The organism is Burkholderia pseudomultivorans (genome assembly GCF_001718415.1).
Taxonomy (GTDB): Bacteria; Pseudomonadota; Gammaproteobacteria; order Burkholderiales; family Burkholderiaceae; genus Burkholderia; species Burkholderia pseudomultivorans_A.
This window is the reverse complement of sequence record NZ_CP013378.1, coordinates 2,702,845-2,724,037: the sequence shown is the minus strand read 5'-3', so window position 1 is coordinate 2,724,037 and position 21,193 is coordinate 2,702,845. Positions and strand designations below refer to the sequence as shown.

16 protein-coding genes are annotated in these 21,193 nt (G+C 64.4%); 14 read left to right on the top strand and 2 right to left on the bottom strand.

Annotated features, from left to right (window positions below; genetic code table 11):
- Positions 1 to 9 precede the first annotated feature (9 nt).
- Positions 10 to 1,200 (bottom strand): porin, encoded by a 1,191-nt coding sequence (locus tag WS57_RS24890; protein WP_059518436.1) that lies wholly within the window; start codon positions 1,198 to 1,200, stop codon positions 10 to 12.
- Positions 1,201 to 1,577: 377 nt separating this feature from the next.
- Positions 1,578 to 2,639 carry an LLM class flavin-dependent oxidoreductase gene (locus WS57_RS24885; protein WP_009689555.1) on the bottom strand — a complete coding sequence of 354 codons (1,062 nt, stop codon included), beginning with the start codon at positions 2,637 to 2,639 and terminating at the stop codon, positions 1,578 to 1,580.
- A gap of 453 nt (positions 2,640 to 3,092) precedes the next feature.
- Between WS57_RS24885 and WS57_RS24880 the strand changes: the two genes are divergently transcribed.
- The 14 genes from WS57_RS24880 (at position 3,093) to hflK (ending at position 21,133) form a co-directional block, all read left to right on the top strand.
- Positions 3,093 to 4,748 carry a long-chain fatty acid--CoA ligase gene (locus tag WS57_RS24880; protein WP_069244952.1) on the top strand — a complete coding sequence of 552 codons (1,656 nt, stop codon included), beginning with the start codon at positions 3,093 to 3,095 and terminating at the stop codon, positions 4,746 to 4,748.
- A gap of 4 nt (positions 4,749 to 4,752) precedes the next feature.
- Positions 4,753 to 5,964 (top strand): SDR family oxidoreductase, encoded by a 1,212-nt coding sequence (locus WS57_RS24875; RefSeq protein WP_069244951.1) that lies wholly within the window; start codon positions 4,753 to 4,755, stop codon positions 5,962 to 5,964.
- Positions 5,965 to 6,147: 183 nt separating this feature from the next.
- Entirely contained in the window at positions 6,148 to 6,960 is an 813-nt protein-coding gene (locus WS57_RS24870; RefSeq protein ID WP_069245477.1) for an SDR family NAD(P)-dependent oxidoreductase, read from the top strand.
- A 45-nt stretch (positions 6,961 to 7,005) separates the two neighbouring features.
- Positions 7,006 to 7,779 carry an enoyl-CoA hydratase/isomerase family protein gene (locus WS57_RS24865; protein ID WP_009689551.1) on the top strand — a complete coding sequence of 258 codons (774 nt, stop codon included), beginning with the start codon at positions 7,006 to 7,008 and terminating at the stop codon, positions 7,777 to 7,779.
- 78 nt (positions 7,780 to 7,857) lie between these two features.
- A complete protein-coding gene (locus tag WS57_RS24860) occupies positions 7,858 to 10,146 on the top strand; it encodes an acyl-CoA dehydrogenase family protein (protein WP_069244950.1) in 2,289 nt (762 codons plus the stop codon).
- A 43-nt stretch (positions 10,147 to 10,189) separates the two neighbouring features.
- Positions 10,190 to 12,274: an acetate--CoA ligase family protein gene (locus WS57_RS24855; protein WP_063894479.1), complete on the top strand. Its 2,085-nt coding sequence runs from the start codon at positions 10,190 to 10,192 to the stop codon at positions 12,272 to 12,274.
- A gap of 49 nt (positions 12,275 to 12,323) precedes the next feature.
- Positions 12,324 to 12,911, top strand: a complete 588-nt coding sequence (locus WS57_RS24850) for a nuclear transport factor 2 family protein (protein ID WP_009689548.1) — start codon at positions 12,324 to 12,326, stop codon at positions 12,909 to 12,911.
- Positions 12,908 to 13,789, top strand: a complete 882-nt coding sequence (locus WS57_RS24845; protein WP_059600957.1) for an SMP-30/gluconolactonase/LRE family protein — start codon at positions 12,908 to 12,910, stop codon at positions 13,787 to 13,789. The genes WS57_RS24850 and WS57_RS24845 overlap by 4 nt, the downstream gene beginning before the upstream one ends.
- Positions 13,749 to 14,570 carry an SDR family NAD(P)-dependent oxidoreductase gene (locus WS57_RS24840; protein WP_230949662.1) on the top strand — a complete coding sequence of 274 codons (822 nt, stop codon included), beginning with the start codon at positions 13,749 to 13,751 and terminating at the stop codon, positions 14,568 to 14,570. The genes WS57_RS24845 and WS57_RS24840 overlap by 41 nt, the downstream gene beginning before the upstream one ends.
- Positions 14,571 to 14,703: 133 nt before the next feature.
- Entirely contained in the window at positions 14,704 to 16,065 is a 1,362-nt protein-coding gene (locus tag WS57_RS24835) for an MFS transporter (RefSeq protein ID WP_069244949.1), read from the top strand.
- Between the two features lie 130 nt (positions 16,066 to 16,195).
- Positions 16,196 to 17,125 carry a LysR family transcriptional regulator gene (locus tag WS57_RS24830; RefSeq protein WP_040127125.1) on the top strand — a complete coding sequence of 310 codons (930 nt, stop codon included), beginning with the start codon at positions 16,196 to 16,198 and terminating at the stop codon, positions 17,123 to 17,125.
- 170 nt (positions 17,126 to 17,295) lie between these two features.
- Positions 17,296 to 18,087: an enoyl-CoA hydratase/isomerase family protein gene (locus WS57_RS24825; protein WP_009689543.1), complete on the top strand. Its 792-nt coding sequence runs from the start codon at positions 17,296 to 17,298 to the stop codon at positions 18,085 to 18,087.
- A 140-nt stretch (positions 18,088 to 18,227) separates the two neighbouring features.
- Positions 18,228 to 18,980, top strand: a complete 753-nt coding sequence (locus tag WS57_RS24820; protein ID WP_059518474.1) for an SDR family NAD(P)-dependent oxidoreductase — start codon at positions 18,228 to 18,230, stop codon at positions 18,978 to 18,980.
- 245 nt (positions 18,981 to 19,225) lie between these two features.
- A complete protein-coding gene (hflK, locus tag WS57_RS24815; RefSeq protein WP_069244948.1) occupies positions 19,226 to 21,133 on the top strand; it encodes a protease modulator HflK in 1,908 nt (635 codons plus the stop codon).
- Positions 21,134 to 21,193 lie beyond the last annotated feature (60 nt).

Here is a 21,193-nt window from a genome sequence, read left to right as displayed (position 1 = left end):
ATATCAGGCTCAGAAACTTTGCCGGAGGCCGATCCGCGCGACAACCTGTTTGCCGGTGGCGCTATCGACGATGTTGTCGATGTCGGCAACGGCGCGGCCGCCCTGCGAATTCACGCCTCGTGCGTCCTGGTAGCCCACCGCGGCATACAGCGCCGTACGCTTCGACAGGCTGTACCACGCGAGCCCGTAAAACTGGTTCGAGTGCTGGTTGCCGACCTTCGTGCCGTCCGGTCTCGTCACGCCGGCCGACGTCTGGTAGTTCCAGCCGATGGACGTCGAGAACATCGGCGTCCACATGTACTGGGCGCCCAGGTCGAACGTATTGAACCGGACCGCCGCGCCGTTGAAACTCGTCATATTCCCGAATTCGGCGTTCGACCACGAACCCGCGAACGTCCACGCGCCCTTCGTGTATTGCGCGGCCACCATCGCGATCTGGTACGACCGCGCGCTGACGTAGCCGGCGTCCAGTTGATGGCTCAGCAGCGTGCCCGAGCCGTTCGACGTGAACCAGCCGGTGCCGCTCGTCGTGCCGGTGGGATTCTTGAAGAACTCGTATGCCGCCCCGACCTTCAGGCCCACGCCCGTATCGTATTGCGCGCCGAAGTTGTATTGCAGGCCGTTTGTGACGTCGCCGGCGACGCCGCCAAGCGCGAGCCCGCCGCCGAACGTCAGGCCCTTGATGTTCGGGCTCAGGTAGCGAATCGAATTGTTTTCACGAAGATTGATTGCCGCGTTGTCGAGATCGCCCGCGTGCATCGAGGCGCCGTTCGAATTCAGCGTACCTGCATCCAGCGCCATCGTGAAGTTGTAGACGGAATCGTACTGGCGCCCGAGCGTCACCTGGCCGTATTGCGCGCTGCGCAGGCCGACGAAAATCTGGCGGCCCCACATCAGGCCGCCCTGACCGAAGCCACCGGTCGAAATATTGACGCCCGATTCCAGCGTAAAGATCGTGTGAAGACCGCCGCCCAGGTCTTCGTCACCCCGGATACCCCAGCGCGAGCCCGCCGTGCCCGACAGCGAATCCATCGCAAACTTCGAGCCGGCCGGCGTGACCGTGCCGTTTGCATTGGTCGTGCCGGTGTTGTTGGTGTATGTCATGGCCTGGTCGAGAATGCCATAGATCATGACCGAGCTTTGTGCGTGTGCTGCAACTGTGAACATCGCCAACGCAGCGCTCACGTAAGTCTTTTTCATTGCAGTGTCTCCAATCTTTTTCTATTAATTGCGTGATCCGATACGACTCGTATCCGTCCGCGAGGTGAAAAGAAATCGAAAATACGACGTTGTTTCAATCTCCATACGACAACACGACAAGACAACTCATACCCGCATCCGATTCTTATGACGATTGCTCGCGCGGTTTCTCCATGTGCTGCATCGGCGCACGGGTGGGCCGCTCATTGCAGGCAGCCTGCGTGCAGGCCGAATCGGCTCATCGGCCGCCGACGGCATATCGGGCTGCTCGCCCGCCAGCAATCCGGAATGACTGAAAGTGCGACGGTGCAATCCGCGCGATCGCACCACTGTCGTTCATGTTCGGACGCAATGCCGCCGTCCCTGCCTTCGCGCGGTCAAGCTGCGAGCTTGCTGTTGCGAGCCAGTTCCTTGCGTACTTCCGGGATGATCCTGTCGCCCCAGAGTTCGATCTGCCGGAGCATCGTCTTCTGGTCGCAGTCGCCAAGCTGCGTTTGAAGTGCAATATGGTTCGGCTTCAGGATGTCGATTTCGGCGAGCAGCTTGTCGATCACTTCGTTTACCGAGCCGACCGGCAGGTTCTGGCGCAACTGGTCGAGCGTCATGTCGGCTGCGCAGGGCGTCTCCTTCATCAGGTAGCCGTCGTCCACGTCCATCCGACGATCCTTCAGTGCCTCCGAAATGCGGCGCGCCCAGCGCGCCGAATCCAGGTACGCATCGATCTCGGCCTTGCTGTCCGATGCGAAGCCACACCGTAGAAACCCGATCCTGGTCTGGCCAAGGTCCTTGCCCCGCTCCGCGGCCATCGCCTCCAGCCGACTGCGCAGGCCGCGCAGTGCATCGTTGCCGCCGTGCAGAACGGTCGTAAACAGGTTCACGTTCTCGTTGAATGCGCGACCCAGCGTGCCCGGGTTCATCGAGGTGATCCAGAGCGGCACCTTCTTCTGGACCGTACGAACCGCAACCGAGGTCGGCAGCATGTCGAAGTGCTTGCCCTTGTACTCGAAGACCTTCTCGTTGAGCCCCTTGTTGAGGATGTCCCAGACCTCGTGAAAGATCTCGCCGCTGTTGGCGAGGCTGCAGCCGAATCGCTCGAATTCGAATTGCTGGTAGCCCGAGCCGATCCCCAGCTCGAGGCGCCCTTCGGACAGCGTATCGGCGAGACCGATCTCGGTCAGCAGGCGTGCCGGATGGTAGAGCGGAAGAATGCACACCGCCGAGCCGAGGCGGATCTTCGTCGTCCTGGCCGCGGCATGCGCGATCGTCATCAACGGCGACGGCGACAGCGAGTAGTTGTTGAAATGGTGCTCGGCGTACCACGCGGCATCGAAGCCGGCCTGCTCGGCCACGACCGTTTGCTCGATGGTGTTGTGGATGACGCTCTGTGATGTCTGAGCGTAGCTGCGCTGCTGCGCAAGTAGAAATACGCCGAATTCCATGATGACATCTCCGTTGTAGTGGTGAATGGCTTACTGGCTGGAGCTCAAGCTGAAGCGGATTATGAGCAGCCCGTCACCCATCACACAACCCACACAATTTCTCGTTCTGTATTGCGAATTCGACATAAATACGCGCCCGTTTTCGCTCATTCCGTGTAGTACATTAGCTCCAGCCATTTGAGGATATTTCCGGCGCCGGATCGGTATTAACCCTGTAGTTCATCTCGATGCGCGTGTTGCGTGAAGCAGGCTCGGGAAGCACTGCAGACGTCATCCGATACGATTCGCAGGACGGAATGCCGATGCAGACCGTCTGCATACCGAATCGATTATGTCGAGATGCCGAAGCCTGCCGAACCGGCAGGCGTTGCGCGGACCTGCCTCGGGCGCAGCCTGCCGAATCGGCAGGCGGGTTCATGGAGCGAGACTTTAGACCGATAAAACAGGACGACGATGAACGGACTGATGCAACAACGGCAACTGCTGATCTCCGATCTGATCGAGCATGCGGCCAACTACCATGGCGAGCGGGAAATCGTGTCCCACCTGGGAAGCGGCAGGATTCATCGCTACAGCTGGTCGGCCGCACTCGGCCGCTCGAAGCAGGTTGCAAATCTGATGCGCTGTCTGGGCGTGAACGCCGGTCAGCGCGTCGCGACGCTGGCGTGGAATACCCACCGCCACCTCGAACTCTATTACGGGGTGTCCGGCACCGGCGCGGTCCTGACTACCGTCAATCCGCGCCTGTTCGCCGAGCAGATCGTCTACATCCTCAACCACTCCGAAAGCACATATGTATTCTTCGACGTGGACCTGGCCGCGCTCGTCGAGGAAATTGCGCCGCAATGTCCGGCGGTCAAAGGCTTCATCGCACTGTGCGAAGCCGATCGGATGCCCGAGCTGACCGTCCCCGGCCTCGCCTGCTATGAATCCCTGATCGCAGCATGCAGCGACGCATATGCATGGCCGCGATTCGACGAAAACAGCGCGTCGTCCATGTGCTTCACGTCGGGCACGACCGGCCATCCCAAAGGCGTCCTGTACAGCCACCGCTCAACGGTCCTGCATGCGATGTCCACCTGCATGGCCGACAGCTTCGCGATCAGCGCGCGCGACAGCATCCTCCTGATCGTTCCGATGTTTCATGTGAACGGATGGGGCATCCCGCATTCGTCCGCAATGGCCGGCGCCAAGCTCGTTCTGCCGGGCTCGCGACTGTCCGGGGAAAACGTGTACGCGATGCTCCGCGACGAGAAGTGCTCGGTGTCTTGCGGCGTGCCGACCGTCTGGATGTCGCTGCTCGACTATGCGCAGAACGTGGATCCGGCGCAGCGCCGCCGCGACATCGTGATGACGCGCGCACTGTCGGGCGGATCGGCCGCCCCGCGCCGCGTCATCGAGCGGCTCGAGCAGTTTTTCGGCGCGAGTCTGTATCAGGCGTGGGGAATGACCGAGACGAGTCCGGTCGTGACCGTGAACGTGCCGCTTGCCAAGCACGCGCATTTGACGCCCGACCAGCGCATCGAACTCCAGATGCTGGCCGGCCGCCCGCTGCCCGGTACCGAAATCGCAATCTTCGACGACGCGGGCAACCTGCTTGCCCGCGACGGACAGACCACCGGCCAGCTGAAAGTGCGCGGCGCATGGGTTTCCCGTGCGTACTACAGGCACGACCATGACGGATGGGACCCGGACGGCTGGTTCGCGACCGGCGATATGGCGACGTTGAACGCCGACGGCTTTCTCAGGATCACCGACCGCGCGAAAGACGTGATCAAGTCGGGCGGCGAATGGATTTCCTCGCTGGACCTGGAAAGCGCGGCGCTCAGCCATCCCGCGATTGCCGAGGCAGCGGTCATTGGCCTGCCTCACTCGCACTGGCAGGAGCGCCCGCTGCTCGTCGCGGTAAGGCGCGACGGCATGGAGGCGACGGCGCAGGACGTCCTGGATCACATGCGCCGTCACGTTGCCAAATGGTGGCTTCCCGACGACGTCGTGTTCGTGGATGCCCTGCCCCATACCGCGACAGGAAAGCTGTACAAGGTCGCGCTGCGCAAGCAGTTCGAGGGCTTCCGGTTCTCGACCGATATCGAACACGCCCGGGGATAAACCTATGCAATCCGAAAAGACCGTGTTTATCACGGGATCCGCGTCGGGTATCGGCCACGCGAGCGCCATGCGCTTCGCCAGGGCCGGCTGGCGCTGCGTGCTGGTGGATCACCAGGCCGAGGCGCTGCAGCGCTTGCTCGAGACGATGCCGCATGCCGGCGAGCCGCACCTGATGCGCGTCGTAGACCTCACGAAGCCCGAGGACATCGCGACGCTGGCCGAGGACATGCCGCATCTCGATGCGCTGATCAACAATGCAGGCATGTCGGACAGCACGCAATTGCCGCTCACGGCCATGACGCAAGCGCAGTTCGCGCCGCTCGTCCGTCTGAATCTCGACGCCCCTCGCCTGATATTCGAGGCACTGGAAGCCCGGCTCAAACCGCATGCCCGCGTCGTCAATGTCGCGTCGGGCGCCGGACTGCATGCCATTCCATTGCGCGGCGCGTACTCGCCCACCAAGGCCGGCGTGATCGCGTTCACGAAGGCACTGGCCCTTGCGCGCCCGGATCTTGGCGTGACAGCACTGTGCCCCGGTTTCGTGCGCACCGAAATCGTACGTCGCCTGATCGAATCGGGCCGGCTCGATCCGGTTCGCGCAGCAGGAAAAACGCCGCTCGGCCGGATCGCGGAACCGGCTGAACTCGCCGAGGCGTTGTTCTTTCTCGGTAGCAAAGGCGCTCGCCCCTTATCGGGATCCGCCCTGTCGGTGGACGGCGCGGCATCGGTGTACGGCGGCTCTGCCCCGTGCACGCCGGCCGAGTATGACGTGCTGCCCATGGACACCGATACGGCCATCGAGGTTGCGGGTACTGCGCCGGGCGCCACGCAGGACTGGATGGCGCTGCAGACGGGCAACCGGAATGCAGGGTACACCGCGGTCATCGACGCCTCCGCGCTGAACGCGCCCGAGGGCCAGCGTCTGAACGCAGCGCATGAAGCGGCAACGCGCTTCGCTCGTTCGCATGCGCACAGCGCGAGCCTCACGCTTTTGCTTCCCACGCAGTCCACGGACTGGCGCACCTGCGGCGACGAGGCGGCAGCACGCATGTTCGTCGCGACCCAAGCTTGCGAATGGGGCTCGAAGGGGCTGCGCATCAACTCGTTCGAAGTCCACGCGCATACGTCGGTCGATGAAGTGCGGCCCATTGCCCATTACATGGCCGGCGCGGCGGCGCAATTTTTGACCGGACAGTCGTGGACACTCGCCCGCTGAACGACGCAAACCCGTAACGGATGGAGACAAGGATGGCGCAGTCAATCGAGCCACCGCGGATCAAGGAAAAGTTCATCGCCGCACGCGGCTACCGGCGTCCGGGGACCGGCACCCTACCGCATCCTCGGCCGGGCTTTCCCGGGCGGGATGCGCAATACGCCGGCCAGCCTGCGAGGCACGGCCATGAATGACATTGAAAACACGCTGTCGTGGCTGGGCCTGTCCGGACGCACCTGCGTCGTGACGGGCGGCGCCGGCGGTATCGGATCGGAAACGGCCCGGCGAATGGCGGCGGCCGGCGCAAAAGTCGCCGTCCTCGATCGAACCGAAGCGTCCTGCACCGAGGTCGTCGACGACATTCGGCGGGCGGGCGGCACCGCCATCGCCATCGGCTGCGACGTATCCGACGCCGCCTCCGTGGCGGCCGCCGCCAGGACGGTGTTGCGTGAACTCGGCGCTCCCCGCGTGCTGGTCAACAACGCAGGTATCGGCGGAGGCGGCCGCACTGCCCTGCTCGATGCATCGCTCGATGAGTGGAACCGCCTGCTGTCGATCAACCTGACCGGTGCATTCCTGTGCGCACAGGCATTCGGCGCCCAGATGCGCGACGCAGGACGAGGCGGAGCCATGGTGCATGTCGCGTCGATCGGCGGCGACATCGCGATACCGAACGGTATCGCGTACAGCGTGAGCAAGGCAGGCGTCCTGATGCTGTCGAAGCAGCTTTGCCTCGAACTCGCACCGTTCGGCATTCGCAGCAACTGCATCAGCCCCGGCTTGGTTCGCACGCCGATGAGCGAAGCCTATTACCGGGACGAAGGCCGCCTGCAGGCGCGCAACAAGGCAGTACCGAGCGGCCGGATCGCCACCCCGGCCGACATGGCGGAAGCGATTCTTTTCCTGTCCAGCGCCCGATCCGGCTATGTCAACGGCGAAGATCTCCTGATCGACGGCGGCTTGAGCCAGGTCGTCATGGCGAACATTCCGCGCATCTGATTGGCTGTACACACACCACGCGAAATCAATAGAGGAAGTCACAAAATGGAATTCAATACCCTGCTGGTCGAGATCAAGAACAGGATCGCGGTCGTGACGCTCAACCGCCCGGAAAAGCGCAACGCGCAGAACACGGAAATGCGCCATGAAATCATCGAGTGTTTCGATGTGCTCGGTGCGCGCGACGACGTGTCGGTCATCATCGTGACGGGTGCAGGTTCCGCGTTCTCGGCCGGCGCCGATCTCAGCGACCGCAAGGATCTGTCGCAGCCGGGCGCGTTTCCGAAGCATCACCGCATCGTTCGCGAATCGGCGTATGCGATCCGCGAGTGCCCGAAGCCCATCATCGCCGCGATCAATGGCGCCGCGATGGGCGCCGGTTTCGGCATCGTCATGAACTCGGACATCTGGGTGGCAGCGGAAGAGGCTTACGTATCGATGCCCGAGATCAACGTCGGCCTCGCCGGGGGCGTGTCGTTCCTGAATCGCATTTTCGGCCAGTCGCGGGCCCGCCGCATGTTTTACACGGGCATGAAGGTCACCGGACGCGAGCTGTATCGGCTCGGCCTTGTGGAAGCGTGCACGACGCAGGAAGAACTGCTGCCGTTCGCGATGGAAATCGCCACGGAAATCGCGTCGAAATCGCCCATCGCGCTGCGCCTCGCGAAGGAAGCGGCCCGTCTGACCGAGAACATGCCGCTGCGAGAAGCCTACCGCTACGAACAGGGCAACACGGAATTCCTGTCGAAAACGGAAGACTCGAAGGAAGCGCAGCGCGCCTTCATCGAGAAGCGCGCGCCCGTGTACGTCGGCCGCTGATCAACCGGACACCTTCGGAAATACGCGGCGACGCCCTCGTCCGGTACAGCCGCGCTATCGGATTACATCGAGTCAATCATGAGCGAAGTCGACCAGGTGAAGGATGAAGCGTTTTATGCAGCGTTTCGCCAAAAAATCGCTGACTATATTGAAGCCAATGTCCCTGCTGAAGTGCGCGCCGCGACGCGCGCCAACCGGAAGCTGGGCCGCGAGCTGCTGAGCCGATACACGGCGGCCATGGCCAAGGGCGGGCTCGGCTACTCGGCGCCCGGCTGGACCAAAGAGTTCGGCGGACCGGGCTGGGACGTGATGCAGCGCCTCATCTTCGAAGAAGTGACGGCGGCAATGGACTGCCCGCAGCTGTATCACCACGGTATCGGCCACATCGGCCCCGTCATCCAGGCGTTCGGCACCGACGCGCAGAAAGCGCGCTTTCTGCCCCCGATCATCGACGGCTCGGAATGGTGGTGCCAGGGCTATTCGGAGCCCGGCGCCGGCTCCGACCTCGCGTCCCTCAAGACCTCCGCGGTTCTGGACGAAGCCGGCGAGCATTACATCGTCAACGGCCAGAAGATATGGACCTCGCACGCGCAGGAAGCGGACATCATGTATACGCTCGTGCGAACGAGCAACGCAGGCAAGCCCCAGGAAGGCATCACGCTGCTGCTGATCCCGATGAATTCGCCGGGCATCGAAGTTCGGCCGATCCATACGATCGACCAGTGGCACCACGTCAACGAAGTGTTCCTGAACGACGTCAAGGTGCCCGTGTTCAATCGCATCGGCGCCGAAGGACAGGGCTGGTCATACGGCAAGTTCCTGCTCGACCGCGAGCGCCTGAGCCCGGCCCTGACGCCGCGCCTGCTTCGTCACGTCCAGCAGGTCACCGAGCTGGTTCGCGACAAGATCAGGGAAAAAGGCGCGACCCCGTCGTTGCTGAAAGCGCTCGACCGCTTGTTCGAAGTCGAAGCCGGTGCCTACGGGACACGCGAAATCCTGCTGTCGGCGATCCGGGAAGACATGGCCGGCACGTTGCAGTCGTCCAAGTCCTCGGCGCTGAAAATGGCCTGCTCGAAACAGAGCCAGGAAGTGACGTCGATTGCGATGGACGTGCTCGGCCCCGAATACGCCGCGCGCCTGCTGCCGCTGACAATGCCGGAAGACGAGTTGAATCTCGAGCGCAACTTCGTCCATACCTACCTCTTCTACCGTTCGCGTACGCTCGCAGGCGGTTCGACCGAAGTCCAGAAGAACATCATCGCCAAATCGATCATGGACGCGGGCTATGCCGTGACCACGATGTTCCGCGGCGACCTGTTCGACTCGTCGTCCCGCTTGGCCGCTGCCGCCGAAACGCACCCGGGCAACGCCGTCGAAGGCGCGGCCTCGGGCAAGTGGCGGCAAGCCCTCGAACTGGGCTGGCAGTCGGTCCTGGTCTCGGAAGACAACGGCGGCATCGGTGCGACGCTCGCCGATCTCGCAGGCATCGTCGAAGCGGCCTCGCGTTATCCGAACGTCGCGCCGCTGGTCGAGCGTTGTGCGGTGGCCCCCGTTCTCCTCGACGCAGCGGCCGCCGCACCGACCGTCCCGCCCGTGCTCGAACAGCTGCTGAGCGGCGAAGCCTCCGTGTCGCCGGTTCTGCAATCGCACCTGGGCACCCCGCTGCAGGCCGCTACGGTCAGCCTGGAAGGCAAGGTGCTGCGCGGTGCGGTACGCGGTTCGAACGAAAGCGAGCCGGCAACGCACCTCATCTTCAATGCGTCGACCCCGCAAGGCCAGGCGCTGGTGTTGATCGAGCGTGCGCGTCTGGCCGAGCGTGCGCGGTTCTTCGGCGGGATCGACGGTACGGTGACCGTCGATTACGTCGTCGACGGCCTCCAGGTCAACGAGGACGACATTGCCCTGACCGGCGCTGCAGCGAACGTCGCGGTCAACCAGGCGCTGCAGATCGGCGCACTGCTGACCTGTGTCCAGATCGTCGGGGCAGTCGGCGCCCAGGTCGAGCAGACGATCCAGTACCTGAACGACCGCGTGCAGTTCGGCAAGCCGCTGGCCGTTCATCAGGCGCTCAGGCACAACGTCGTGGACTGCTATGTGGCCTACGAGGGGATCAAGGGGCAAGTCGCTCGCCTGATCGAAGGCTTCGCAGGCAGCAACGACTGCGCGATCGATCGCCTGGTGATCCTGACCAAGATGTTCTGCGCAGGCGTCGCCAGGGAAGTCGGCCACGCGGTGATCCAGATGCACGGCGGCATGGGCATGACGGTGGAAATGCCCGCGACCCAGCTCTGCATGCAGTCGCGCACTGCCGCGGAACGGTTCGGCAATCGCAGCCAATGTCTCGACTGGCTCGTCGCGCAAGCCTGACTCCGAACTTCGTTCCGGCAATCATCGATCTCACTCGCATACCATGACATCGTCTACTCTCAGCGCACTGTTCGACGCCCGGTCGGTGGCCGTTATCGGCGCCTCGTCGGATCCGGACCGCATCGGCGGGCGCGTATTGCGATTCCTTCGCGAATCCGGCTATGAAGGCACCTTGTTCCCGATCAACCGCAGCGGCGCGGAAGTCCAGGGCTTGCCGGCCTACGCGTCGATCCTCGACGTGCCCGAGGTTCCCGACCAAGCCATCATCGTGGTGCCGACCGGCAGCGTGGAATCCGCATTGCACGATGCGATCCGCAAGGGCGTCAGGTCCGTGGTCGTGCTGACCGCGGGCTTTGCGGAAATCGACGCGCAAGGTCGTGCCGCTCAGGAGCGGATGGCCGCCCTGTGCAAAGCCGCCGGCGTGCGCATGATCGGCCCGAATTCGCTGGGTCTCCTGAATGTCGAATCGCGTCTGTTCTCGACATTCTCGGTCGTGCTCTACGGCGTGCGCCCCCAGGCCGGCAACATCGCGCTGGCGACGCAATCGGGCGCGTTCGGCTCCGCGCTTTACGGCGCCGCCACGCTGCGCGGCATGGGCTTCAGCAAGATCGTGGCGACCGGCAACGAAGCAGACGTCGACGTCGCGGAGGCCATCGACTACCTGGCCGGCGATCCGGGCACGCGGGTCATCATGGCCGCGCTCGAATCGGCAAAGGACGGCCGGAAACTGCGGCGCGCGCTGCTGAAAGCGGCCCATGCGCAAAAGCCCGTCATCATCATGAAGGTCGGCCGCTCGGCGCTCGGCGCTGCCGCGGCGGCAACCCACACGGGTTCGCTGGCCGGCAACGATGCGGCCTATGACGCCGTATTCGCGGAGTGCGGTGCGTATCGCGCCCGCTCGCAGGAAGAGATGCTGGACGTCGCGTACCTGATCTCGACCACGGGCCGCCTGCCCGTCAACAACGAACTCGGTGTCCTCACGTCGTCGGGCGGCATCGGCGTGATGGTCGCCGACGCATGCGGCGATTCCGGCCTCACGATGCCTGCGCTGCCCGAAGCGGCCAGAACGGCCATGCTCGAACTGCTGCCGTTCGCGGTCGCAGCCAACCCGCTCGACGTCACTGCTCAGATCACCTCGGTCAGGAACGGCACGGTCCGGGCGCTCGACCTCATGCTGTCGAACAGCAGCTACGGCACGACGCTCGCGTACCTGGCGTCGGCGGGCCTGGCTCCCGCATCGTTCAAGAGCAATTACGCGCAGCCGCTTGCCGAGCTCAAGGCAAGACATCCTGAACGCGACGTCGTCATCGTCACGCTGTCCGTGCCCGAGGTGGATCGCGAACTCGAAAAGATCGGCATTCCGGTATTCAACGACGCAACGCGCGCCACGCTTGCACTGGGCGCTGCGGCAACGATCCGCGCACGTTGGGCGAACCTCTACGAGCCGGCGGAAGCGTCGCGACAGGCCCGCGCGCTGGGCGACGTGAACACGGAGGCACTGGCCAAGGAAGCATTGGCCGACGCCGGCCTGCCGGTGCCGCGAGACGTGCTGGCCGTCGACGCCGATGCAGCGGTTGCCGCCGCCGAGGCGATGGGCTACCCCGTGGTACTCAAGATCGTCAGCCCGCAGATCGTGCACAAGACCGAAGTCGGTGGCGTCGCCCTCGACGTCAGGAACGCCGACGGCGTGCGTGCGGCCTGCCGGCAGATCCTGGACAGCGTGCGTGCCCATGCACCCGGTGCGCAGATCGACGGCATCCTTGTGTGCCCGATGATCGTGGGCGGCACCGAAATGATCCTCGGCGTGAACAACGATGCCACCTTCGGCCCGATGATTCTCGTCGGTGCCGGCGGCGTCAATACCGAGCTGTACAAGGACGTGTCGCTGGTTTCCGCCCCGCTCACGCCTGCGCGCGCACGCGAGGCGCTCGATCGGGTGAAGGCGACGGCCCTCCTGAAGGGCTGGCGTGGTGCAGCGCCGAAGGACATGGATGCCCTGGTCACGGCCATGGTCAAACTGTCGGATTTCGCGATGAACCACCCGGAGATCATCAGCGTCGACGTCAATCCGCTGGTCGTGCGCGAGCGCGGCGCGGCCGTGCTCGACGCCGTCATCGTCAAGCAATAGCGGCAAGCAGAAAAGCATCGGTATTTCCCTCTTTCAGCCAGGCAAACATATGGACCACAACGAAGTATCGAATCAGGCAGTACAGGATCTGCTCGACCGTGAAGCCATTCGCGAATGTCTGTACCGCTATTGCCGAGGCGTGGACCGGCGGGACGAGGCGGCGTTGCGCGCAACCTACTGGCCGGACGCGACGGACCGCCACGGCCCTTACCAGGGCTCGGCAACCGGCTTCTGCGATTGGGTGCTGGACGTACTGAGGACCCCGCGCCGCGGCGTCCACCTGATCGGCAACATCATGATCGAGTTGCACGGCGACCAGGCACTGGCGGAAAGCTATTTCCACGCGGTTCAGGAAGACCGCCAGGTCGTGCCCGATACGGTCACGGAAGTCTCGCTGTATGGCCGCTATATCGACCGTTTCGAAAAACGACATGGCGAATGGAAGGTCGCGGCCCGCACCGTGGTCTACGACTGGTCGCGCAGCACGCCGGTCGCGGACCCGACCGAAACCGGCATGTTCGGCACCGCGCGTCGTCCGCTCGGCGCCCATTGCCCCCACGACGCGCTCTACGAAGCCCGTGCCGACATGCTGGCGCGTTGCGCGGCGCAACCGGGCGACTCGCGCAAGGCATCATGACCCATCACGCCATCAGCATTTGCGGCGACTCGCGTGACGCGCTGGGCGAATGCCCGCTGTGGGACGACCGCAAGCAGATCCTGTACTGGATCGATTCCCGCGCGTGTCTCGTGAAGGCGCGCGAGCTGGCGACGCATACGGTTCGCGAATGGACATTGCCTTCGCAGATCGGCGCGATCGCATTGTGCGAAAGCGGTCGCCTGCTCGTCGCGCTCGTCGACAGCTTCCATTTTCTCGATGTCGATAGCGGCGAGCTCACGCACTTCGTCGATGTGACGCACCCGGCCCCGAACATGCGCCTCAACGACGGCCGGGTCGATCGCGAAGGCCGTCTCGTCCTCGGTTCGATGGCGCTCGGGCGCCGCGAACCCGTCGGCGAGTTGTATCAACTCGACGGCCAGGGCAACCTGAAGGTGCTGGAGACCGGTATCTGCATCACGAACTCGACATGCTTCTCGCCAGACGGCCGGTATCTGTACTTTTCGGACAGCTTGAGCCACCAGCTGCGTCGCTACCGCTACGACACCTCGGCCGGCACGCTGAGCGAGCGAACGCTGTTCGTGGATACGACCTCGCTCAAATCGGGCCCCGACGGCGCCATCATCGATGCCGAAGGCAATCTCTGGACGGCCCTGGTCATCTCGGGACAACTGGCCCGCTTCACCGCCGACGGCAGGCTGGACCGGATTATCGACCTGCCTACCGTCTATCCGACTTGCCCGTCCATCGGCGGGCCGGCTCTCGACACGATCTTCGTGACCAGCATCAGCGACAGCGGGAATGCGCTCAGGAGCGCCAACCCGAATGCCGGGGCGCTGGTCGCCGTGACCGGTACGGGTGTGCGCGGCCTGCCGGAATGCCGCTTCAAGGATCAGTGAATCAATCAGACGACATTCAGGAGTCGAAATGGCGAAGCAACTGGAAGGCAAGGTCGCGCTTGTGACAGGCGGCGCTCAGGGTATCGGTCGAGGGATCGTCAACAAATTCGTTCGCGAGGGTGCGGTCGTGGGCGTGCTGGATCGCGACCTCGGCGCGGCTCAGGCTGCAGCCGACGACATCAACGCACAGGGCGGTATCGCCCATGCATTCGGCGGCAACGTTGCCGAACGCGACACGATTTTCAACGCTGCCGCCGGCCTCGCCGAAGTTGCCGGCCGTCTCGACATCATCGTGAGCAACGCGATGTGGGTGCGCTATGCGCCGGTTCTGGAAATCACCGAGAAGGACGTGTCGATGATGACGGGCACGGGTTTCAATTCGGTCGTGTGGGGCATTCAGGCTGCGGCGCAATACATGAAGGACGGCGGCTCGGTCGTCAATATCGCGTCGTCGTCGGGCTTCATCGGTCTGCCCAAGGCACTCGTCTACTGCGGCGTGAAGGCCGGCGTGCTCGGCCTGATGCGCGCGGCCGCGGCGGAGCTCGGGCCGCGCGGCATTCGCGTGAACGCGGTCGCCCCGGGCTATACGGAGACCGAAGGCGTGGTCAAGAACGTGTCCGAGGAGACGCGCAAGATCCGTCAGGCGAAAACGCCGATGCCTCGCCTCGGCCGCCCCGACGACATCGCGAATGCCGTGTGCTTCCTGGCTTCGAACGAAAGTGCGTTCGTGAACGGCGAATGCGTACGCGTGGATGGCGGCTCCGCCATTGCCTATCTCTGAAGCGTATCGGGAGTCCGGTGTGATGTAGCGTGTGATGTAGAAAACCGAACAGGACGGCAGGGCGGCGTGGCCCGGGACGAATGGCCGCCCCGCCCTGCTCGAATCCCGTTCAAAACATAAAAGGAGACAAAACATGCAGACCATTGACGTCAAGTCGTTCATCGATCAACGACCACTCAAGCCTTTCCACGCAATTCTCTTTTCGCTGATGTTCCTGACCATCGTCCTCGATGGTCTCGATACCTCGGCGATGGGCCTGATCGCGCCCGCGCTGATCAAGCAATGGGGTGTGACCAAGACCGATCTGGCGCCGGTGCTCAGCGCCGCGCTGGTCGGTATCGGCATTGGCGCAATTTTCGGTGCGCCGCTCGCCGACCGCATCGGCCGTCGCGTCGTGCTCGTGACGTCGGTCGCCTTTTTCGGCGTGTTCTCGATCGCTGCAGGATGCTCGACCAACGTGACCGAACTGATGTGGTCGCGTCTGCTGACCGGCGTCGGCCTCGGCGCCGCCATCCCGCTGTGCGCGACGCTCATGAACGAGTTCCTGCCCTCGCGCATGCGCTCGCGTGCCGTGAACTTCATGCTCTTCGGCTTCGCCGTGGGCGGCGGCATTACCGGCCCGCTGGCCAAGTCGGTCATCCCGGCACATGGTTGGGAAGGCTATCTGATCATCGGCGGCATCGCACCGGTCATCGTTGCCGTGCTGCTCGCGTTCTTTCTGCCGGAATCGGTTCGATACCTGGCGGCGGCGGGCAAAGGACAGGACAAGATCGCGAAGGCATTGAAGCGCATCGATCCAACCGCCGATTTCACGGACACGACCTTCGTCGCCGAGGTGTCGGCTGCAGCCGAAAAGCGCCGGTTTCCGGTATCCGAACTGTTCTCCGACAAGCTGCGCGGCCCGACGCTGCTGCTGTGGGTCGCCTATATCTGCTCGACGATCACGCTGTACGTGCTGAGCATGTGGCTTCCGACCATACTCCAGGGAGACGGCCGCACGCTCGGCCAGACCGCCGACACGATGATGTGGTTCAACTGGTGCTCGGGTATCGCCATCCTGCTGGGCGGCATTCTGATGGACAAGTTCGGCCCGGTCCGCGTGATCTCCGCGTACTTCGCGATCTCCATGTCGATGGCGCTGCTGGTGTCGATCAGCGGTGCGCGCGGCGATACCTTGCTCACGCTGCTGATCTTGGCGGCGATGACCAACAACGGCGCTTGCTCGTCGATGTCGACGCTCGCGACGCAAATGTACCCGACCAGCAGCCGCGCCACCGGCGCAGCCTGGGTGCTCGGCATGGGCCGCTTCGGGGGCATTGCCGGCACGTTCCTGGGCCCTGTTATGATCGGCCTGGGCTGGCCGTTGACGACCATCGTGGCATGGATCGCGCTCCCGGCAGTGATCGCATCGGTCTCGATCTTCTGCATCGGCTTTCGCATTCCTTCACTGCGGCGTGGCTACGCAGGCTTGCCCGCAGGTGAGGCCGTCCACTGACGGACCAGCGACTCCGAATGCGACTCGGCAAGGCCGCTGCCTGTGTGTAGCGGCTTTGTGTTTTTCCGATTGGGGTAACCCCGTACCTACAATAGCCCCGTTCATTGTCAGCGGGGAAGGTGGAGACTTCGTGGACAGACTTCGCGCAATGGAATTCTTTCTTTCCATTTCCAGAAACAAGAGCTTTTCGGAAACTGCCCGCCAATTCGGCATCGCGCCGGCCTCCGTTTCGAGAATGGTCCTGGATCTCGAGAACGACCTGAAGGTCAAGCTGTTCACCCGCACGACCCGCTGCGTCACGCTGACCGAAGCGGGCATCGAGTACGCAAAGCACGTCGAAGGCATTCTGCGCAGCATCGACGACGCGCACCGGAGCATCTCGTCCATCACCTCGGCCCCGTCGGGCACGCTGCGCGTGCATTCACGCGTCATGTTCGGCCTCGGTGTATTGCCGACCCTGATCACCGAATTCTCCAAGCTGTACCCGAGCATTCAGATTGAATTGACGCTGAGCGAAGCGCCGTCGGATCTGAACAAGGACCAGATCGATATCGACTTTCGGATTGCCCCGCCGATCGAATCCGGCATCAAGCGGAGAATTCTGTTCCGAAGCGAACGCCACCTGGTGGTCTCCCCCGGTTACTTCATCGGCCGCAGTTCCGTCACGGCGCCGGAAGAACTGAAGAACCATCAATGCATCGCCTATTCCATGCCGGGATCCGGTTATTCCTGGCGATTCCGGAAAGACGGCGCGGAAACCGAGGTTCATTTTCAGCCCCGTCATGTCACCAACAACGGTATTGCCCTGCTCGAATTCGCGCGCATGGGGGAAGGTATCGTGCTGCTCGACGACTACACCGTCCACAAGGATCTGATCAGCGGAAAACTCGTCCGCCTGCTCCCCGAGTATCAGGTCACCAACTCCAGCTTTGAAGACGGGATGTACGCGACGATTATCGATTCACCGGCCATCCCGACCAAGATCCGCCTGTTCCTGGATTTCGTGGCCTCCCGCGTGTCCGGTCCGGAACTCCGCTTCTCCGCGTACGAGTCGCCGTGAAGCGAAGCGGTGTCGTCTGCCGCGATGCATGATAACGCCGCGTCGTCGCACCGACTAGCCGCTATTTCAGGCAAATCAGAACGCGTTTTTGATTGAAAATCGCCCGACCTCGGGGCCGTACAATTCCTGACAGCCCGATTCAAAAAATCCCTTCAGGAGACGATACGACCATGAGCGAAGCACTCGGCATAGACACCGACTCGGTCACCCTGGAAGTCACGGACGGCGTGGCCGTCGTCACGCTGAATCGCCCCGAGGTCAAGAACGCGCTGTCGCGAGCCATGCGTCGCCGCCTGATTGCCGTATTCGACGAAATCAGCGCGCGCGACGACATTCGCTGTGCGGTGCTCACCGGTGCCGGCAATACCTTTTGTTCGGGTGCGGACCTGCGTGACCGCCCCGACCCCGACGTCCCCGGCGACTTCCTCGACCACAACCGCTGGACCCGCGAAACTGGCAACGCCATCAAGGAATGCGCGAAGCCCGTGATCGCGGCGGTCAACGGCGCGGCCCTCGGCGCCGGCCTCGGTTTGATGGCCGCTTGCGACATCATGTACGCGAGCGAGAACGCCGTCTTCGCGATGCCCGAAATCAACGTCGGCCTGGCCGGTGGTGCGTCGATGCTGCGCACGCTGTTCGGTCGTTCGACCGTCCGTCGCATGTTCTTTACCGGCGACAAACTGACGGCCCGGGACCTACTCCGTCGCAACGTACTGGAAGACGTGCTGCCCGCCGACGCGCTGATGCCGCACGTCATGGAACTTGCCCGCCGCATCGCCGGGAAATCGCCCATCGCGCTGATTCAGGCGAAGAAGGCCGCGAACTTCACCGATCAAATGCCGCAGCGCGAAGCTTACCGTCACGAGCAGGACATCACGATGATGCTGTCCAGGACGGAAGACGCCAGGGAAGCGCGTATGGCGTTTCTGGAAAAGCGTGAACCGGTATTCAAGGGTCGCTAGGCAGCGCTCTCGACGATACCGCTTCCAGGCGCTTGCGTTCCGGCACGCCGGCAATGGCCTCGGCAAAGTCCGCGAGGCCATCGAGCGTGCTCGACCGCCACTATGAAGCCGTTCTCAACAAGTCATCGACGGAGAGTGAAATGCAACAGGATCTGGCCGGACGCCATGCGCTCGTGACGGGCGCCGGCGCGGGTATCGGCAAGGCTGCCGCGCTTCGACTCGCGGCACGTGGCGCTGTCGTCGGCGTCAACGATCTGAAGGAGGAACTGGTCGAGGACACGGTCGCCGCCGTGATCGCCGCCGGCGGCCGCGCGTTCCCGATCGTGAAGAACGTCAGCACCCGCGAAGGCATCACCGAGGCCGTGAACGCAGTCCACGCCCGAGGCGGTCGCTTCGACATCCTGGTCAACAATGCGGCCTGGGTGCGCTACCAGTCGGTTGCGGACATCGCGCCGGAAACCATGGATCGAATGCTCGACATCGGCTTCAAGGCCGTGGTCTGGGGTATCCAGGCCGCTGCAGCGGTGATGGGCGAAGGCGGCGCCATCGTCAACGTGGCATCGACGGCTGCGCTGCGCTCGGCCGCCCACTCGATCGTGTATTCGGGCATCAAGTCAGGAATCCTGGGCATCACGCGTGCCGCAGCGGCCGAGCTCGGCGCCCGCAAGATTCGCGTCAACGCGGTTTGCCCTTCCGCGGTGCCGACCGAAGGCACGGTCCGCAACCGCAACGAAGAGCGCGACGCGAGGCGCGTGGCCACGACGCCGCTGGGCCGCCTCGGCAACGTCGACGACATCGCCAGCGCGATCGCGTATCTGGCATCGGACGATGCCGGCTTCGTCACCGCGCAATGGCTGGCCGTCGACGGCGGGATCACTTTCACGAATCTCTGAGTCTTCCGCTCTCCTTCGGCTTCGGGGTGTTTCATCGTGCTGCGCAGGCGGATCGTCCCCCCGTTTCGACCACACCCGCCGCGACGCGGGTGACGTGCTCGCCTGTTCGAGGGTCGCCCTCCGACCGGTCGGTCCGGCCCTCGCCTGCGCACCTTGAGTTTCACCGCCCGCCGCGCTACATTGCCGCTCGCAGAATTTCGCGCGGGCACCTGCGCATCCCCGTAATGCGTACGTAAGGAACCCCGATGGGGCAACAGGCGGAAGGCAGCGACAACACCCCCGACAGCCCGGCCGGCCGCGGCGACGCCCTCGTGCCCGTCGCATGGGCCGCCGCATTGCTGGTCGCCGCGCTCGGCACGCTGAGTGCGGTCGACATCCTGCCGGTCGACCTGCGCTGGTGCGCGCCGCTCGCAAGCGCGTGGTGCAACGTGCTCGTCGTCGCGATCGGCGTGCTGCTCGCCGCTCGCCCGCGCCGCCGTCCGCCGGAGGGGTTCGCCGCCAGTCTCGCCAGTCTGCTCGTCGACGGACTTCGCGACGCGTTCCGCCGCAAACCGGCGTCCGAACGTCACGACAATCCGTGGCCCGCGATCGCCGCCGCGATCGACTGGCGGCCGTGGGCCGTCACGGCGAGCGCCGCGCTCTCCGTCGCGATTGCCGCGCTCGCCTGGCAGTCGCCGTCGCCTGCCATGCTGATCCGTGCCATGGCCGCCCCTGAACCGACGCTCGCGGCCGGCGCGGCCTGCATCGTCCTCGCCTTTCTCACGCTCGTCGCCGAACGCCATCATGCAGCGGCGGCCCACGCTTCGCCGGTTTCCGCGTCGCTCATGCAGCTGCTGCGCGTGGCGCTCGTCACCGCGCTCGCGGGTGCGCTGGCCGCGGCATGGTTCGCGTTCCGGCACCGCGCCGCGGACTGGCTCGTGCACGGCGTTGCACTGCTCAACGCCGCCGTCGCCGCCGAACTGGCCATCCGCGGCGCGCTCTCGTGGTTTGCGGTGCCGCGCGACGCAGTCGTGCCGACCAGCGCAATCGCCGGCCTGCTGAGCCGGCGTCCGTCGCCGTTCGCGTCGCTCGGCGCCGAACTGCGTCATCGCTACGGCATCGACCTGCGGCAAAGCTGGGGCTGGCGCAGCTTCGTCAGGCTGCTGCCCGGCGCGCTTGGCGCGACCGCCGCGTGCGCGTGGCTGCTCACTGCCGTCGTCGTGCTGAATCCGCAACAACGCGCGGTCTATGAACGCTTCGGCGCGCCCGTCGCGGTCTGGCAGCCCGGCCTGCATGTCGGCCTGCCCTGGCCGTTCGGCCGCGCGCGCATCGTCGACAACGGCGCCGTGCACCAGGTCGCGATCGCGGGCAGCGCGAGCGACGGCGGCGCCGATACGCCCGTCGTGCCCGCCGACGGTCCGACGCCCGAACGCCTGAACCGCCTGTGGGACGCGCCGCATCCGTGGGAAACCACGCAGGTGATCGCCGGCGCGAACGGCGATCGTCAGAACTTCCAGATCGTCAACGCCGACGTGCGCGTCGACTACCGCCTCGGTCCGACCGATGCCGACGCCCGTGCGGCGCTCTATCGCACGAGCGACCCCGAAAGCACGGTGCGCGTGAACGCCAGCCGCGAACTGGTGCACTACCTCGCGTCGCATACGCTCGAATCGCTGCTCGAGACGAATCAGGCCGCGATGGCCGAGCAGTTGAAACGCGCGATCCAGCAACAGCTCGATCGGCTGCAGAGCGGTGTCGACGTGATCGCGGTCGTGATCGAGAGCGTGCACCCGCCGACAGGCGCGGCAGCCGCCTTCCACGACGTGCAGGCGGCGCAGATCCGCGCTCAGGGCAGCGTCGCGCAGGCGCGCGGATTCGCGGCCGGCCTGCTCGGCAACGCGCAGCAGCAAGCGCTCACACGGATCGCGCAGGCCGAAGCGCAGGCGGGCGACACGCTGTCGTCGGCACGCGTGCAGCGCATCGATTTCGACGCCGACCTGATCGCATACCGGCTCGGCGGTCCCGCGTTTCCGTTCGAGTATTACGTCGACAGATTGCAGCGCGGCCTGCGCAATGCACACATGACGATCATCGACGATCGCCTCGCCGACGGCACGCGGGCGACCGTCGACCTTCGCAACACGCCGGCCGGCGATCTGGCCCGCATCCATTGACATGTCGCGGCAAATTGCGCGCGGGCGGCAAGACTCGGCGGCAGGCCGCGCCGCCGCACC